Genomic DNA, 16,188 nt, shown 5'->3' with positions numbered 1-16,188 from the left:
GGCGCCCGCCCCCGGGGTGACGGGGCGGGCGCCCTTGGCGGCGCGGGTGCTGTCCGGCCGCCGACCGGTGCTCGAGGCCGGTGGTCCGAGCCGGTGCTCAGCCCGTGCCCGTTTCCGTGCCCGCGCCCGCGCCCGTGGCCGAGCCCCTCCTCATGACAGCCGCCGAGCGAGCGGCACCCGGGAGCGGGTGAACAGCGCCGCCAGCAGCCCGGCGACCACCGGCAGCACCAGCACCACCAGCAGCAGTTCCCCCCAGGGCGCGGCGATCAGCGGCGAGGGCGAACCGGCCCCGCCCGCAAGGGACTTCAGCAGCCCCACCGCCGGGACGAACCCGTTGGCCGCCCCGAGCACCGCCCCCAGCAGCGCGATCAGTGCGCACTGCAGCCCCGCCATGGTCCGCCGGATCCGCGGCGGCGCGCCGACGGCGGCGAGCGTCGCCTGGTCCTGCCGGGAGTCGGCGGCCGCGAGTCCGGTGGCGATCCCGGCCGCGCCGAGCACGACCAGCCCGGCGAAGCCGGTGAGGGCGAGGGTGAGGGCGTCGCCCTTCGGCTGGTAGCCGCGTTCGACGTCGAGGCGGGCGAACCGGTCCAGCCGGATCGCGGCGGCCTCGGCGCGCTGCTGCGCGGTGCGGTCCGGTGGGGTGGCCGGCCGCCAGACGGCTCCGTCCGGCCGGGACGCGAGCCCGAGCGGGGCCGCCGCGGTGGTCGGCATCAGCCCCTGGGCGAAGCGGGCGGCGTCCGGGTCGTCGACCAGGACCGCGTCCACCGGGACCTCCTGGAGGTCGGGCTTGGGGATCTGCCCAGGCTGCACCGGGCCGCCGCCCCCGCGCAGCAGCATCACCGCCCTGCCGTCGGCGCCGATCAGCGACCGGTCGAAGACCACCAACTTCCCTGCGGCGAGCGCTCGTTCGGCCGCCGGGTCGTGGACGTCGAACAGCTTGTGCAGCAGGGTGGCGTCACCCGTGGCGACGTGCGGCTGGTCCGCCAGTCGGTGCCGGTCGACCGGGCCCTTGAGCTGGACGTCGCTGGAGCAGCCGGCGCAGAACTCGTAGGCCAGCCGCCCGATGTCGGCGCGCGGCCCGAGCCCGGTCAGCTGCTTCTCCAGCTCGGCGCGCAGCAGCGCGGCGGACGGCCCGTCCCGGTGGCTGGTCAGCTGGACGGCGCCGTACGGGGCCTGCGGCCGGTAGTCGCGCCGGTTCCCGGCGTCGGTGCCGGCGCTGTACACGCCGACGGCGACCGCCCCGGCGACCGCGGCCATCACGGCGGCGACGGCCGGTGCGGTGCGCGAGCGGTGCCGCGCGGAGTCCCGCAGGGCGAGCCGGGGACCGAGCGGCAGCCGCCCGGCGGCCCGGCCGACCATCGCGATCAGGGCCGGGGTGCAGGCGAGCAGGCCGAGTTCGGCGGTGATCGAGCCGCCGAGCACGGTCACCGTGCGCTCGTCGTAGGTGCTCACCACGGGCATGCCGTGCTGCACAGCTCCCGCGCCGTACATCGCGAGGGCGCCGCCGCCGAGGACCAGGGCCGTGCCGAGCAGGGTGACCACCCGGCTGGGCGACCGGACGGTGTCCCGCCCGGTGAGGCCGGCGGTGACGCTGCGGCGGGCGGCCTGCCAAGCGGGCAGTGCGGCCGCGAGCAGTGCGGTGAGCAGGCCGATCCCGGCGATCGCGAGGAGGTCCAGCGGGGGCAGGGCGAAGTGCCCGAAGCGGGCACCGCCGACCTGTTCGACGAGCGGGCGCAGTGCGGCGACCAGAGCGGTGCCGAGGGCCACGCCGAGCACTCCGCCGGCCGCGCCCAGGACCAGGCCGCCGCCGAGGACCACCGCACCGACGTGGGTGCGGCCGCCGCCGGCCGCGCCGAGCAGGGCGAGCTGCCGCCGCGAGCGGCGGGCGCCGACCGCGAAGGCGGGCCCGGCGAGCAGGGCGACCTCCAGCAGCGCCATCCCGGTGACGGTGGCGACCACGACCCTGGTGTCACCGCCCGTGGCCGGGCCGCTGGAGCGGGTGGAGTCGCGGTAGTACGGGACGGCCCGGTTCGGCGGCGGGTCGAGGGCGACGGAGCGCGCGGTGAGGGTGTAGCCGTGGGCGTTGAACCGCTGGACGGCGGTCCAGTCCAGGGCGGCGCCGCTCGGCATGCGAACCAGCCAGGCGTCGTGCCGGTCCGGGGCGCGTTCGGCGGCGGGCTGTCCGGGCTCCGCGGCGGCCGTCAGCGGGTCGAGCAACTCGCCCGGCCGGGCCACGAGTTCGACCCGGCCGAGGTCGTCCGGGTGCTCCACGACGGCGGTGATGGTGAAGGTGGTCCGCTCCAGCCCCTGGACGGTGGTGGTGCCGCCGAGCCCGAGCCCGGCACGGTCCAGGAAGGCCCGGGTGGCGGCCGCCTCGTGCGGGGCGGCGGGTGTGCGTCCCCCGACGACGTCCAGCCGGCCGCGCCAGACCGGGTCGCCGAGGTCGGCCTCGGTGGTGAGGGTGCGGACCAGGCCCTCGGGCGAGTTCGCGCCGGTCTCCGGCCCGGTGCGGGCGGGCGTGAGCCGGCTGCCGGGTGGCAGCAACGAGCCGACCAGTTCGGCCGGGTCGGTGCTCGCGGCCCGCTGCTGCTCGGCCGTCGGCGGCTGCCCCGGCTTGGGGTCGAGCGCGAAGGCGCCGTCCTCGGCGATCGGGGCCTGCTCGACGGTCCGGCCCGGGCTGAGTCCGGTGACCAGGGCGTCCGCTCCGCCGACCACCCGCTCGACCCGCTCGGCCGGGGTGAGCTGCCCGCTGCGGTGGACGACGTCGGCACCGGTGACCCCGAGCACGGGCAGCGCGATCATGGCCAGGACCAGCGCACTGCGGCCCTTGGCGCGCAGTGCGTCGCGGCGGGCGATCCGCAGTGCGACCTTCCACGCTCCGAGCTTCAACGCGCCACCTCCCCCAGGGGGTTGGGTCGGTGGACGGCTGCCGGGCAGCCGCCGGAGCGGCGACCGGTGCTCTCCGAGGCGATCGCGCCGTCCCGGAGGTGGACCACCCGGTCCGCCCAACCGGCGTGCGAGGCCTCGTGGGTGACCATCATGGCGGCCGCCCCGGCGTCGCAGCGGGCGCGCAGGACGGCGAGCACCGCGTCACCGGTGGCCGAGTCGAGTGCTCCGGTCGGTTCGTCGGCGAGCACCAGGCGGCGTTCGCCGATCAGCGCCCGGGCGATGGCGACCCGTTGCTGCTGGCCGCCGGACATGTCGTCGGGGAAGCGGTCGGCGAGTTCCCCGATGCCCAACTCCTCCAGCGCGGCCAGGGCCTCCCGGCGCGCGGCGCGGCCCGGGACTCCGTCGAGTTCGCGGGGCAGGGCGATGTTCTCGGCGGCGGTGAGCGCCGGGATCAGGTTGTAGTCCTGGAAGACGTACCCGACGGAGCGCCGCCGCAGGTCGGCGAGCCGGCCGCGGCTGAGGTCGCCGAGCGTGACGCCCTCGACCAGCACCTCGCCGCGGGTGGGCAGGTCCAGTCCGCCGGCCAGGGTCAGCAGGGTCGACTTCCCAGAGCCGGACGGACCCATCACGGCGACGAACTCGCCGGCGTGGACGGTCAGGTCGACCCCGCGCAGGGCGTGCACCTCGGCGGCGCCGCGTCCGTGCACCCGGGACACCCCGGTCAGGCGCAGGACGGGCTCGGACCGGGTCGGATCGGTGTAGGACACACTTCCCCCTCGTGAGCTGTTCAGCTGCATATGTCGGTGAACTATATATGCCGGGATGGGGAAGGCGCAGCAGGCGCGGACCGGTCAAGGTTCTACAAAGGTGTCGAGGAGCGGACGGAAGGCGGCGGGCCCGCTCTCCGGCCGGGCTATGCTGTGTGAGGTTTCACGAGGCACCTCGTTCGGTGAGGCGTCTTCACGGACACAGGCCACTGACCCGACGACGTCGAGAGACGCCCAGGTTCAGGACAGGTCCTCCCGACCTAAGGGTTGACCCCAAGTGGCTTCCGGCCGACCGGCCGGACACGCCGTGGAGTGCCAAAGCTCTGACGAGTTGGGGTGTACCGGTCCGCCGCGACCGGTGTGCTCCTTGCCGTGTCGCGATGCGGCGCACAGTCGGTGCGCCCCCGGCCGGGAGGAGGCGAGATCATGGACTGCAGTAGTCCGGGCCACAGTCGCCCCTACCCCCGCATGCTCTCGAACACCTCCGGCACGCGGTGACGACCTCCCCCGCACATCCCCACCAGGCGCCTCGCCCGCTGCTCGACCGCACGCGGACGCAAGGCGCCTGACGATCCGTCATGCCCGCACGGCCGCCGCTGCCCGGCGCCGCCGTGCGGGGACGGCGGCGTGCGCCCAGCGGGAGGAGTGCTGCCGCGTGTCCCCTGACGCCCCTCGCCGAGGGGCAGGGAGGCAGGCCCTGCCATGACCAATGCGATGCTGGACCCGACGTTCCCCGCGGTTCCCGGCGCTTCCCCCACCACCTCCGCCGCCGGCCAGGCCGTCCTGGACGACGCCCACGTCGGCGACATCAAGGGCGCGCTCGGCACCCTCCGGCTCGACGACACCGCCCCGCGCCACGGGCTCTCCGCGCGGTTCAGGACCCTGCTGGCCGTCATCGGCCCCGGCCTGATCGTGATGGTCGGCGACAACGACGCCGGCGCCTTCTCCACCTACGGCCAGGCCGGGCAGAACTACGGCACCCAGCTGCTGTGGACCCTGCTGCTGCTCGTCCCCGTGCTGTACGTCAACCAGGAGATGGTGCTGCGCCTCGGCGCCGTCACCGGGGTCGGCCACGCCCGGCTGATCCTGGAGCGCTTCGGCCGGTTCTGGGGCGCGTTCAGCGTGATCGACCTCTTCCTGCTGAACGCGCTGACCCTGGTCACCGAGTTCATCGGGGTCACGCTCGCCGCCGGCTACCTGGGCCTGCCCAAGGCGGCCTCGGTGGTCCTGGCCGCCGCGATCATCATCGCCTCGGCCTTCACCGGCTCCTTCCGGCGCTTCGAACGGGTCGCCATCACCCTCTGCGCGGGCTCCCTGCTGCTGGTGCCGGTCTACTTCCTCCTCCACCCGAAGACCTCGCAGATGGCCCACGACTTCGTGACGCCCGCCCTGCCCGGCGGCTCCGGCCAGCTCGCGGCGGTCATGATGGTCGTCATCTCCATCGTCGGCACCACCGTCGCCCCCTGGCAGCTGTTCTTCCAGCAGTCGTACGTCATCGACAAGCGGATCACCCCGCGTTTCATGACCTACGAGAAGGTCGACCTGTGGATCGGGATCGCCGTGGTCATCGTCGGCGCGGCCGCGCTGATCGGCCTCACGGCGGCGGCCTTCGCGGGCACCGACGGCTTCGGACGGTTCTCCGACGCCGCCGCCCTGGCCGAGGGCATCGAGGCCACGGCCGGCCGACTGGCCGGCGTGCTGTTCGCGATCGCCCTGCTGGACGCCTCCGTCATCGGTGCCTTCGCCGTCTCGCTGTCCACCGCCTACGCGATCGGCGACGTCTTCGGCATCAAGCACTCGCTGCACCGCGGCGTCCGGGGCGCCAAGGGCTTCTACGGCGTCCACGCCGGCCTGGTCGTCGTGGCCGCCGCGATCACCCTGCTGTCCAACGGCTACACCCAGGGCCTGATCACCCAGTTCGTCCAGGTGCTCGCCGGGGTGCTGCTGCCCTCCGCCACCGTGTTCCTGCTGCTGCTCTGCAACGACCGCGCCGTGCTCGGTCCGTGGGTCAACGGACCCAGGACCAACGCCTTCACCGCGGTCGTGGTCGGCGTGCTGGTGACGCTCTCGCTCGTCCTGACCGCTGCCGTGGTCCGGCCGGGCATCGGCTCCGGCGCGATCCTGGGGATCGCGGCAGCCTGCGGCGTCGCGGGCGTCCTCGTCGCCGGGTACTCCTTCACCTTCGGCCGCACCGCCACCAAGGAGGACCCGGTCGACCGCGAGAACTGGCGGATGCCCCCGCTGGACACCCTCGCCAAGCCGGTGATGTCCACGGCCCGTAAGGCCGGCATGGGCGCCCTGCGCGCCTACCTGCTGATCGCGACGGCCATGGTCATCATCAAGGTCGTCGAGACCGCGCTCGACCACTGAGCGGCCGGCCACGGGCGGGACGCCCTGGGGCGGGCGGGGGGTGGTGGGTGGCGGGTGGCGCCCCGCCGCCCCGGGTCCCGGCACCCGTCGTCCGCGGTCCTGGCGGCCGCCGCCCTGCTCGTGTTGCCCGTCCGTGTTGCCCCGCCCGCGTTTCCTGCCTGTGTTTCCCCGTCCGCGTTTCCCGTCCGCGTTCCTGGAGGAGGTGCCGTCGTGCACACCCTGACCACCGTCGAGTTCCTGGTCCGGCTCGCCACCGGCGTGGCCTGCGGCGCACTGATCGGCGTCGAGCGCCAGTGGCGCGCCCGCATGGCCGGCCTGCGCACCAACGCCCTGGTCGCCGCCGGTGCCACCCTGTTCGTGCTCTACAGCGAGGCGGTCGGTGATGCCGGCAGCCCCACCCGGGTCGCCTCCTACGTGGTCTCCGGCATCGGCTTCCTCGGCGGTGGCGTCATCCTGCGCGACGGCGCCGGAGTGCGCGGCCTCAACACCGCCGCCACGCTCTGGTGTTCGGCCGCCGTCGGGGTCCTGGCCGCGTCCGGCGAACTGGAACTCGCCGTCCTCGGCACGATCGCCGTGCTCGCCGTCCACCTGGTCCTGCGCCCGGCCGGCCGTTTGCTCGACCGTGCCCCGCAGTCCGGCAGCGACCCGGACTCCACCGGCCGGGCCGTCGTCCACCTGGAGTGCGACCGCAAGTCCGAGACCCACATCCGGGCCCTGCTGCTCCAGGCCCTGGCCGCGTCCGGCCTCGCCCCGACCGGCCTGCGCGCCCGCCGCACCGAGCAGGGCGACGCCACCAGCCTGCGCGCCACCGTGTCGACCACCGGCCAGGTGACCCCGGCGCTGGAGCAGGTCGTCACCCGGCTGTCGCTGGAGCCCGGTGTCCGGGACCTGCACTGGCACCTGGACGACGACCCGGAGGACCCGGCCGGTCCGGCGCTGGCCTGAGGGGGAGCGGCCGGTGGAGCAGGTACCGGCCTGAGGGGGAGTAGAACGGAGAGGCCGTCACGTGAGCCACTGGGAGGCCCGATGCTGAAACCCGATCCCGAGCACGGCCCGCTGGTGCCGATGCTGCTGGTGCTGACCCTGGTCACCGGAGTGGTGGACGCCGTCAGCTACCTCGAACTCGGGCACGTGTTCGTCGCCAACATGACCGGCAACGTGGTCTTCCTCGGCTTCGCGCTGGCCGGCGCGGCGAACCTCTCCGCCACCGCCTCACTCGCCGCCCTCGCCGCCTTCCTGCTCGGGGCCCTGGCCGGCGGCCACCTCTCCCGGCGCCTGCCCGGGCACCGCGGCCGGCTGCTGACCGCGGCGCTCGCCGTCCAAGTGCTGCTGGTGGCGGTGAGCACCGTGCTGGCGGCCGTCGTCGGCCACGGATCCTCATCCGCCCGCTACACCTTGATCGGCCTGCTCGCGCTCGCCATGGGCGGTCAGAACGCGGTGGTCCGCTCCCTGAAGGTCCCCGACCTCACCACCACGGTGCTGACCATGACCATCACCGCCCTCGCGGCCGACCTCACCGGGTCCCGCCGACTGGCGTCGGCCGCCTGGATGTTCACCGGAGCCCTGCTCGGCGCCCTCCTCGTGCTCCACGTCGACGTCACCGCCGCGCTCGCCCTGGCGCTCGTCCTGCTCGTCGCCGTCGCCGCCGTCATCCACCGCGCCGGCAGACCCACCCCGGCACCGGCCTGGACGCAGCGCCGCTGAGGCCGAATGCTCCGGGAATCCGCAGGGGCGCACACCCCTGCGGATTCCACCGCCTCGAGCATGACGCGGCGTCGCCACCCCGCTACGCCAAGGCCCCCGGCCCCCACCGAGCAGCACTGACCATCCCCCGCCGCACCCCTCATCCGGGCCGGCGTGATCGACAGGACCTCCCTGGAGCCTGTCCGACGATTCCCGTCGGATCAGCGAGCGCCGGCCGAGTCGGTGGTCCGGAGGTGCGCCGACAGGCTGGCGGGTATCGCCGGGCAGGACCTACGAACGGCGGGCCAGCAGGTGGGCGTCGAGGAAGCCTCGTTCGGAGGCCGGATCGTGGAGCAGCCGAGCGAAGGGGGCGAGCCCGGCATCGGCCAGCAGCTCGGCGAGGCGGTCCACCGGCAGCTGTAGGCAGGTGTCACCTTGTGGTCGAACCGGATCGGCTCCGGTCCGTCGGTCCCGAAGAAGGAGACCAGAAGCAGACCCCCTGGCGCCAGGACGCGTACCTGCTCGGCGAGCAGCTCCGGCAGTTCCCCCGGAGGGGTGTGGATCATCGAGTAGTGGGCCAGTACGCCACCGAGCGCGCCGTCCTCGATCGGCAGGGACTCCATCCGCGCCTCCTGGAAGCGCAGCGCCGGATGGGCCCGCCGGGCGTGGTCGACCATGCCGGGGGAAAGGTCGAGGCCGAAGGCGTCCAGGCCCAGTTCGTGCAGCATGGCCGTCAGATGTCCGGGCCCGCACCCGACGTCCGCTGCCCGCAGGTTGCCCGTCGCGCGCACCAGCTCGGCGAAGGTGCCGATCATGGCCCGAGCGAACGGCTGCGTCTCCAGCCGATCCGCGAACAGCGAGGCGTACAGCTCGACGACTCCGTCGTAGGCCGCCCTGGTCTCGTCCTGATGATTCGCCACGGCCCAGGACTCTAGTGGTGCTTCGTGAGGCGGTGTCGTAGGGCTGCCATGGGGTGGGTTGTCGGCACCGAGCCGCTCGGCCATGGCTGCATCGACTTGCGTCGGCCCTCCGCCGCCGCTGTTGTCATCCGGCTTCGCACATGATGGGCGAGTACCGGCTCCAAGCTCTGCCGTCGATCACCTGCGCTCTCGCGACAACGGTCGCCCCGCACTATGCGGGGCGAAGAACGGGATCGATCTCAGCCAGGAGTTCGTGCAACTGACGAGCCCCTTGGGCCACACGGTCGTCAGCGTCCTGCGACAGCTCCTCGCACAGGCCGATCGCAGTGTCCCGGTCATGGGAGAAGACACTGAATACGTCGACGACCGCGGTGTGAATCCAATCCCGGTGATTCGGGTCGGCAACTGCCAGCGCGGACGCGACTGTTGCCAGGCCCACCCTGTCCTTTCGCCGAAGCAGTGCCTCCGCGGTCACCCTGGTCACGAAGGTGTCACCCGGATCGAGCACGAGCTCCAGCAGCGGACCATGGGCCTCCTGCATCTCGGCAAACCCTGCCAAGCCGTGGCCGGCATCCGCGCGGTCACGGTAGTCGTGGCTTCGCCCGAGTTCGCCGAGCGCCACGACAACGGCATGTCGCAACTCCCTGTCCACTTGCCTGCCCACCCCTCCCACGGCTTCCCGGCAAAGTACCACCGGGGTGCCCTACGGATGATCGCCAGGACAGCTCCTGACAAAGCACTACCAGGGCCTGTCCGGCGGATGGTGCCGGGCGGCCCACCGGCACTAACCCGCTGTGGCGGCCCGCCGGACAGGGAACCGGGTGGAGCGGGTTGGGTTCCGTCGATAAATGCCTCGACATCGGTCGCGGTGATCGGGGACGCTTCGCGGGATGACCAGAATCGACGACACACCGCCCGCGTGGGACGAGCGCACCCAGCTCACCACGTTTCTCGACTATGCACGTGACACCGCCCGCGCCAAGTGCGATGGCGTCTCTGCGGAGAACGCGCGCAAGGCGCTCCTGCCGGGCTCACCGCTGATGACCATGAGCGGACTGATCAACCACCTCCGCTGGGTCGAGTACTACTGGTTCCAAGTGGTCTTCCTCGGCGAGGAGGACCGGGGTCCCTGGACCGAGGAGGACCCCGACCGCGAGATGCGCATCGCCGTTGACTTCCCGCTCACGCAGTTGCTCGACGAATACGCTGAACAGAGCGCGCGCTACCGTGAACTGGTCGCCGGGAACGGCCTGGACAAGCGGGCCCAGCGAGCCGTCCGCGACGGCCTCCACGTCGACCTGCGCTGGATCCTCCTCCACCTCACCGAGGAGACGGCTCGCCACAACGGCCACCTGGACATCCTGCGCGAGCTGCTCGACGGAACGACCGGAGACTAGGCAGTCTCGTCCCCGAGACCGCCCGGTCCAGATCCTCCTCGGCGTCGGCCCGGGCCATCAGCGCGACGAACACCCACCGGACGGCCCGGGGGCCCAGGCGTAGCGGTGGTCGAGCAGGCGATCAACCTGCGGTGGAGCGGGGCTAACGGGGGCTGAGCAGGCAGAACTCGTTGCCCTCCGGGTCGGTCAGGATCCGCCAGGAGATGGCGGACTGGTCGATGCCCGGGTCGGAGGCGCCCAGAGCGCGCAGCCTGGCCTCCTCGGCTGCCGGGTCGTCACCGCGGTAGGGGCTGATGTCCAGGTGGACGCGGTTCCACCCGCTCTTGGTGTCGGGGGTGCGGACGAACTCCAGGTAGGGGCCGACGCCGTGGGCGGAACGCATGGTCGCGTGGTCGTCGGCGACCTCGTGCACCGTCCAGTCCATTGCCTCGCCCCAGAACCGGGCCATCGCCCGCGGGTCGGTGCAGTCGACCACCACTGCGGCGATCGGCCCGGTGTCCCGGTAGATCTCCCGGGGCTCCAGGACACAGAACTCGTTGCCCTCCGGGTCGGCCATGACCGTCCAGGGGACGTCGCCCTGTCCCACGTCGGCGGTTGTCGCGCCGAGGTCCTTCAGGCGTGCGACCAGCTCCGCCTGATGGGCCGTCGAAGTGGTGGCCAGGTCGAGGTGCACCCGGTTCTTCACCGTCTTGGGTTCTGGGCGGGCGATGAGATCGATGCAGACGGCCGCGGGGTCGGGGTACGCGAAGCCGACCGGTTCGAGGTTGGTGACGCCGGGGCCCTCGCTGTCGACACCCCAACCGAGTGCCTCCGCCCAGAACCGGCCGAGCGCAGCGTCGTCCTGGGCCTTCATGTTGATCTGCACGAGTCGTGTTGCCATGCCGCAGATCCTAGATCCGGAGTCGGCCGGTTGCCGCGGAGCTCCAGGGCGTCGAGCCACCGCTCCGCGTCATGCCAGCTCCGGCGGCGTGCTGATTGGGCTCGGCAGCAGGTCGAAGGTGCGGTGTGCGGCTCGAGGGCCGGTGGTTGGTCGGCCCGGGGTCCCGTCACTCCTCGCGGCGGTGACCGGCCCGGCCGCTCCACAGCGGCTCCAGCCGGGCCCAGCCGGCGGCCCAGGCGGCGTCCGCCCGGCGGTCGAGGGCGTGCAGGCGCAGCCGCAGGGCCACGACGAGCAGCCCGAGCAGGACGAGGAGGGCGCCGGTGCCGGTGCAGGCTGCCGAGACGGCGAGCGCGGCTCGGTTGACCGGAGGGGTGGTCGCGTTTCCCCGGGGGTCGACCCAGATCGGGACGACGGCGCCGGGGACCGCCGTGCGCGGTGCCTCGACGGTGCCGGTGTGCGCGGTGCCCGGGGGGTAGCTCCAGGCGGCCTCGACGTTCACCAGGGTGTCGTAGCCGCCCGCGAAGCGGCTGCCGGCGGCGGCGCCGTGATCCGGGATGACGGCGACCACGGCGTCCACCCGGTGCAGCCGGATCCGGTCGGCGGCGGCCCGCGGCGCCGACGAGTGGTAGAGCAGCAGGGCTCCCGTCACGGAGACGGCGAGCGCCAGCAGCCCCCCGAGGAGCGCGAGCAGCCAGGCGCGGGCACGGGCGCGATCGAGCGGGCGGGCCAGTGGTTCGTGCCGAGCGCCGAAGGCCCGCCGCAGCTGACGGCCGGTTCGCTGCGGGAGCGACGCGGGCCGGGCCGGCCGGGGTGTGCTGGGCACGGTGAGGACTCCTCAGGACGGCGGGCGCGTAAGGGCCTTGCCCACCCAATCTCCACCCCGCGGCCCTCTCGCACAAGAGTGGTGCGCGTCCGGAGGACCGCCGGCCCTCTCGGTCGGGACGTTCGGCCCTCGGCAGGCGCCGCCCGACCGGGCAGGCTGGAGTCCGACCGCGCCCCCGTCCCTGGACGTGGTGCCGGCCCGCTCGGACCGTGGGGGGTCCGGGCCGTGCTGGGGAGCGGGGGCGGTCGTGCGGCCGCCCCCGCTCCTCGTTCCGCCGGCGGTGGGTGCGTTCGTACGTCAGCGGCGGACGACGGGGTAGCTGTGCGTCCCGTCGCGCGGGACGTCGTCCAGTCCGGGCAGCCAGCTGCCGAGCACCAGTGCGGACGGGTAGAACATCGGCTCCGGCAGCTCGTCCACCGCGAAGCGCTCCCAACCGGCACAGGCGTGCGGCTCGGTGACTACCGCCTCGGCGACGCTCGGCGGGGCCAGCACGGCGGCGGTCAGCCGGGGTCGGCCGAGCTCGTGGTCCAGGTGGACGGCGAGCACCCGCATCCGCGCCGCGGGCAGCACGATGCCCGTCTCCTCGGCGAGTTCGCGGGCCGCGGTCTGCTCGAAGGACTCGCCGAGGTCGACCTTGCCGCCGGGCAGGCTCCAGGTGGGCGGCTCGCCGGCCGTGGTGCGGCGGCCGATCAGCACCCGGCCGTCCCCGGTGGGCACGATGATCCCGGCACCGAGCAGCGGTGCGGTCGGAACGGTGCTCAACTCGCCATCTCCTTCAGGTGGTCACCAGTTGGCGCGCTCGTAGTCCTTGAGGAAGCAGCCGTACAGGTCCTCACCCGCCTCGCCGCGCACGATCGGGTCGTACACCCGCGCCGCGCCGTCGACCAGGTCGAGCGGGGCGTGGAACCCGGCGTCGGCCAACCGCATCTTGTCCGGGTGCGGCCGCTCGTCGGTGATCCAGCCGGTGTCGACGGCGGTCATCAGGATGCCGTCGGTCTGGAACATCTCCAGCGCGCTGGTGCGGGTCAGCATGTTGAGCGCGGCCTTGGCCATGTTGGTGTGCGGGTGGCCGGCGCCCTTGTAGCCGCGGGAGAAGACGCCCTCCATCGCGGAGACGTTGACCACGTACTTGCGGCGGGACGCGGACGCGGCCATCGCCGGGCGCAGCCGGCTGATCAGGATGAACGGCGCGGTGGAGTTGCAGAGTTGGACCTCCAGCAACTCGACCGGGCCCACCTCCTCGACGGTCTGCACCCAGCTGTTGGTGTCCGCGAGGTCGGGCACCAGACCGCCCGCGTCGATCGCGGTGCCGGCCGCGATCCGGGCCGGGGTGGCGGAGCCGGTGACCAGCGCGAGCGAGGTGACGTCCTCGGCGGCCAGCCGCTGCTCGCTGCCGGTCGCCTGGCGGGGGAGGGCGGGCAGGTCGACGCTGCCGCTGCCGAAGCGGCCGATGGTGGTGGCCTGCGGCAGCTCGCCGGCCGGCAGCGGGGCGGACTCTGCGCTGATCAGCTCGCGGTAGGACTCCGGCGGGCGGCGGACGGTCTGCGCGGCGTTGTTGATCAGGATGTCCAGCGGGCCGTCGGCGGCGACCTCGTCGGCCAGCGCCATCACCTGGGCCGGGTCGCGCAGGTCGATGCCGATGATCTTGAGGCGGTGGATCCACTCGGCGCTGTCCGGCATGGCCTTGAAGCGGCGGATCGCGTCGTTGGGGAAGCGCGTGGTGATGGTGGTGTGGGCGCCGTCGCGCAGCAGCATCAGCGCGATGTACATCCCGATCTTGGCCCGGCCGCCGGTCAGCAGCGCGCGCTTGCCGGTGAGGTCGGTCCGGGCGTCCCGGCGGGACCGGTTCAGGGCCGCGCACCGCTGGCACAGGTTGTGGTAGAAGGCGTCGACCTCCACGTACCGGCCCTTGCAGATGTAGCAGCTTCGCGGCCGCTCCAGGATGCCGGCGATCTCGGTGGTGGTGACGGTGGTCAGGCCGAAGGCGCCGGCCGTCTCGTCGTCGATCCGGGTGGGCGCGCCGGTGGCGGTCCGGGCGGTGACCGCGCGGTCGTTGGCGGTCTTGCGGGCCCGGGTCTCCTGGCGGCGGCGCTGCTTGAGGGTCCGGAATATGCCGCCGACGGCCTTGCGGACGGTGATCGCGTCGGGGTGGTCGACGTGCAGCTCGTCCAGTTCGGCGAGCACCTCCAGGCAGAGCTTCAGCCGCTCCGGGTCCAGGCCGGGGCCGTAGTCGACCTCCTCCTCGGTGGCCGCGCCCTCGCCCCGGCCCGCGGCCGTGCCGTGCCCGGCGCTGTGCCCGGTGCCGTCCTCCGCGCCGTCGGTGGCGCTGCCTCCGACGTGGCGCCCGGTGTCCCGCCCGACGTCCTGCCGCTCCACGTCCTTCTGCTCGATCACGCCCGCTGTCGCTTTCCCGCTCGCCTCGCCGTTCACCGCGTGAATGCTACGGGAGCGGTCCCCGCCCGGGCGAAAAGCCGATGTCGGGGAGGTGGCTTGGAGGATCGTCCATGTCTACGCGCGGAGCATTGATCATGGTTTGTGCACAGCACCAGCGATGTCCCCCGAACTGGCTTTTGGTCGCGCCCTCACGGACAATCGAACGCTGGGTGCAGGGCGCCCGAGTGCGCCCCGGCGGCCTCGCCGCAACCGCACCCGAGGTGTAATTTCTCCCAGCCAGAGAGCCCATTCATGCGTTTCCTGAACGACCTCAAGCCCTCGTACGACCTGACGTACGACGACGTCTTCATGGTCCCCAGCCGTTCCGCCGTGGGCTCCCGGCAGGGTGTCGACCTCTCCTCGAACGACGGCACCGGCACCACCATCCCGCTGGTCGTCGCCAACATGACCGCCATCGCCGGCCGCCGGATGGCCGAGACCGTGGCCCGCCGCGGCGGCCTGGTCGCCATCCCGCAGGACATCCCGACCGAGGTGATCGCCGAGGTCATCTCCTGGGTCAAGCAGCGCCACCTGGTGTTCGACACCCCGATCACCCTCGCCCCCGGCGCCACCGTCGCCGAGGCGCTCTCCCTGCTGCCCAAGCGTGCGCACGGCGCCCTCGTGGTCGTCGAGGACGGCAAGCCGGTCGGCGTGGTCACCGACTCCGACTGCCAGGGCGTCGACCGCTTCACCAGCCTCGCCGACGTGATGTCCCGCGACCTGCTGGTGCTGGACGAGGACGTCGACGCGCGTACCGCCTTCGACCGGCTCGCCGAGGCGCACCGCAAGCTCGCCCCGGTGGTGGACGGCCAGGGCCGCCTGGTCGGCATCCTCACCCGCAAGGCCGCGCTGCGCGCCACCCTGTACACCCCGGCCGTGGACGCGAACGGCAAGCTGCGGATCGCCGCCACCGTCGGCATCAACGGCGACGTCGCGGGCAAGGCCAAGGCCCTGATCGAGGCCGGTGCCGACGTGCTGGTGGTCGACACCGCGCACGGCCACCAGGAGAGCATGATCAGCGCACTGCGCGCGGTGCGCGGCCTGGACCCGCAGATCCCGATCGTGGCCGGCAACGTGGTCTCCGCCGCCGGTGTCCGCGACCTGGTCGAGGCGGGCGCCGACATCCTCAAGGTCGGCGTCGGGCCGGGCGCCATGTGCACCACCCGGATGATGACCGGCGTCGGCCGCCCGCAGTTCTCCGCCGTCCTGGAGTGCGCCGCCGAGGCCCGCCGGCTCGGCAAGCACGTCTGGGCCGACGGCGGGGTGCGCCACCCGCGCGACGTCGCCATGGCGCTGGCCGCCGGTGCCTCCAACGTGATGATCGGCTCCTGGTTCGCCGGCACCTACGAGTCCCCGGGCGACCTGCAGACCGCCGCCGACGGCCGCCAGTACAAGGAGAGCTTCGGCATGGCCTCGGCCCGCGCCGTGAGCAACCGCACCGCCCAGGACTCCACGTACGACCGGGCCCGCAAGGCGCTGTTCGAGGAGGGCATCTCGCACTCCCGGATGTTCCTCGACCCGGCCCGCCCGGGCGTGGAGGACCTGATCGACTCGATCGTGGCCGGCGTGCGCAGCTCCTGCACCTACGCGGGCGCGAGCAGCCTGGAGGAGTTCCACGAGAAGGCGATCGTGGGCATCCAGAGCGCGGCCGGCTACGCCGAGGGCAAGCCGCTGCACTCCAGCTGGGCCTGATCCGGCTCGATCATCAGGACTGACCGGGCCTGACCGGGCCTGACCAGGCATGACTGAGCTGCGCTCGGCCGGGCCTGGTCGTTGCCGGGTCGGCTGTGCGGTGCCTGACCCCGCTGGGTTCGGACGCGCCGGGCTCCGTGGGGCAGGCGCACGCTCGGTCGGACCGCGCTTCATCGGTCTCGCCCCGGCCGGATCCGGTCCGGCCGGGCTCCGGGCGGGTCAGGCCCGCGTTCGCCGGGCCCGGTGCGGCTGGGTTCGGCTCGGCTGGATCGGCCCGTCCGTGTTCGTCCCGCCGAGGATGCGGGTGTAATGGGTCACCAGCAGGGTGCCGACC

12 protein-coding genes, 1 pseudogene and 1 riboswitch are annotated in these 16,188 nt (G+C 73.3%); of the genes and pseudogenes, 5 read left to right on the top strand and 8 right to left on the bottom strand.

Annotation, left to right across the window (positions count from 1 at the left end; translation table 11 throughout):
* Window positions 1-150 precede the first annotated feature (150 nt).
* Entirely contained in the window at window positions 151-2,889 is a 2,739-nt protein-coding gene (locus tag ABT247_RS22840; protein WP_350744986.1) for an FtsX-like permease family protein, read from the bottom strand.
* Window positions 2,886-3,686: an ABC transporter ATP-binding protein gene (locus ABT247_RS22835; protein WP_502892484.1), complete on the bottom strand. Its 801-nt coding sequence runs from the start codon at window positions 3,684-3,686 to the stop codon at window positions 2,886-2,888. Before ABT247_RS22835 ends, ABT247_RS22840 begins: the two co-directional genes overlap by 4 nt.
* Window positions 3,687-3,823: 137 nt before the next feature.
* Window positions 3,824-3,999, top strand: a riboswitch (M-box (ykoK) riboswitch).
* 359 nt (window positions 4,000-4,358) lie between these two features.
* On the opposite strand from ABT247_RS22835, the gene ABT247_RS22830 reads away from it, so the two are divergent.
* The 3 genes from ABT247_RS22830 to ABT247_RS22820 all read left to right on the top strand — a co-directional run bounded on the left by ABT247_RS22830 (window position 4,359) and on the right by ABT247_RS22820 (window position 7,730).
* Window positions 4,359-6,026 carry an NRAMP family divalent metal transporter gene (locus ABT247_RS22830; protein WP_350744982.1) on the top strand — a complete coding sequence of 556 codons (1,668 nt, stop codon included), beginning with the start codon at window positions 4,359-4,361 and terminating at the stop codon, window positions 6,024-6,026.
* Window positions 6,027-6,236: 210 nt separating this feature from the next.
* Complete coding sequence (locus tag ABT247_RS22825; protein WP_350744981.1) at window positions 6,237-6,971, top strand: MgtC/SapB family protein; 735 nt, start codon at window positions 6,237-6,239, stop codon at window positions 6,969-6,971.
* A gap of 81 nt (window positions 6,972-7,052) precedes the next feature.
* Window positions 7,053-7,730 carry a YoaK family protein gene (locus ABT247_RS22820; RefSeq protein ID WP_350744979.1) on the top strand — a complete coding sequence of 226 codons (678 nt, stop codon included), beginning with the start codon at window positions 7,053-7,055 and terminating at the stop codon, window positions 7,728-7,730.
* Window positions 7,731-8,000: 270 nt separating this feature from the next.
* Here the strand turns inward: ABT247_RS22820 and ABT247_RS22815 are convergent.
* Together ABT247_RS22815 and ABT247_RS22810 are read right to left on the bottom strand one after the other, a co-directional pair.
* A pseudogene (locus ABT247_RS22815) lies at window positions 8,001-8,629 on the bottom strand (class I SAM-dependent methyltransferase).
* A 211-nt stretch (window positions 8,630-8,840) separates the two neighbouring features.
* Entirely contained in the window at window positions 8,841-9,251 is a 411-nt protein-coding gene (locus ABT247_RS22810) for a hypothetical protein (RefSeq protein ID WP_350744977.1), read from the bottom strand.
* A 268-nt stretch (window positions 9,252-9,519) separates the two neighbouring features.
* On the opposite strand from ABT247_RS22810, the gene ABT247_RS22805 reads away from it, so the two are divergent.
* Complete coding sequence (locus ABT247_RS22805; RefSeq protein WP_350744975.1) at window positions 9,520-10,026, top strand: DinB family protein; 507 nt, start codon at window positions 9,520-9,522, stop codon at window positions 10,024-10,026.
* A gap of 142 nt (window positions 10,027-10,168) precedes the next feature.
* Here ABT247_RS22805 and ABT247_RS22800 read toward each other — a convergent pair whose 3' ends face one another.
* From ABT247_RS22800 to ABT247_RS22785, 4 genes are all read right to left on the bottom strand, one after another.
* Window positions 10,169-10,906 (bottom strand): VOC family protein, encoded by a 738-nt coding sequence (locus ABT247_RS22800; RefSeq protein WP_350744973.1) that lies wholly within the window; start codon window positions 10,904-10,906, stop codon window positions 10,169-10,171.
* 166 nt (window positions 10,907-11,072) lie between these two features.
* On the bottom strand, window positions 11,073-11,729 hold the full coding sequence (locus ABT247_RS22795; protein WP_350744971.1) for an Rv1733c family protein: 657 nt from the start codon (window positions 11,727-11,729) through the stop codon (window positions 11,073-11,075).
* Between the two features lie 297 nt (window positions 11,730-12,026).
* Entirely contained in the window at window positions 12,027-12,491 is a 465-nt protein-coding gene (locus ABT247_RS22790; RefSeq protein ID WP_350744969.1) for a nucleotide triphosphate diphosphatase NUDT15, read from the bottom strand.
* 21 nt (window positions 12,492-12,512) lie between these two features.
* The gene (locus ABT247_RS22785; protein WP_350744988.1) at window positions 12,513-13,946 is read right to left on the bottom strand and encodes an SDR family NAD(P)-dependent oxidoreductase; all 1,434 of its coding nucleotides are present in this window, start codon (window positions 13,944-13,946) and stop codon (window positions 12,513-12,515) included.
* A gap of 468 nt (window positions 13,947-14,414) precedes the next feature.
* On the opposite strand from ABT247_RS22785, the gene ABT247_RS22780 reads away from it, so the two are divergent.
* Window positions 14,415-15,854, top strand: a complete 1,440-nt coding sequence (locus ABT247_RS22780) for a GuaB1 family IMP dehydrogenase-related protein (protein WP_350744967.1) — start codon at window positions 14,415-14,417, stop codon at window positions 15,852-15,854.
* Window positions 15,855-16,188 lie beyond the last annotated feature (334 nt).

The organism is Kitasatospora sp. NPDC001539 (assembly GCF_040298565.1).
Classification (GTDB): Bacteria; Actinomycetota; Actinomycetes; order Streptomycetales; family Streptomycetaceae; genus Kitasatospora.
The sequence above is the reverse complement of the archived record's forward strand: the minus strand, read 5'-3'. Positions and strand labels throughout refer to the sequence as shown.

Coding starts and splice junctions, on each gene's coding strand:
- ABT247_RS22805 (WP_350744975.1), top strand. CDS start 9,520: ATGACCAGAATCGACGACACACCGCCCGCGTGGGACGAGCGCACCCAG.
- ABT247_RS22820 (WP_350744979.1), top strand. CDS start 7,053: ATGCTGAAACCCGATCCCGAGCACGGCCCGCTGGTGCCGATGCTGCTG.
- ABT247_RS22800 (WP_350744973.1), bottom strand. CDS start 10,906: ATGGCAACACGACTCGTGCAGATCAACATGAAGGCCCAGGACGACGCT.
- ABT247_RS22780 (WP_350744967.1), top strand. CDS start 14,415: ATGCGTTTCCTGAACGACCTCAAGCCCTCGTACGACCTGACGTACGAC.
- ABT247_RS22830 (WP_350744982.1), top strand. CDS start 4,359: ATGACCAATGCGATGCTGGACCCGACGTTCCCCGCGGTTCCCGGCGCT.
- ABT247_RS22835 (WP_502892484.1), bottom strand. CDS start 3,686: ATGCAGCTGAACAGCTCACGAGGGGGAAGTGTGTCCTACACCGATCCG.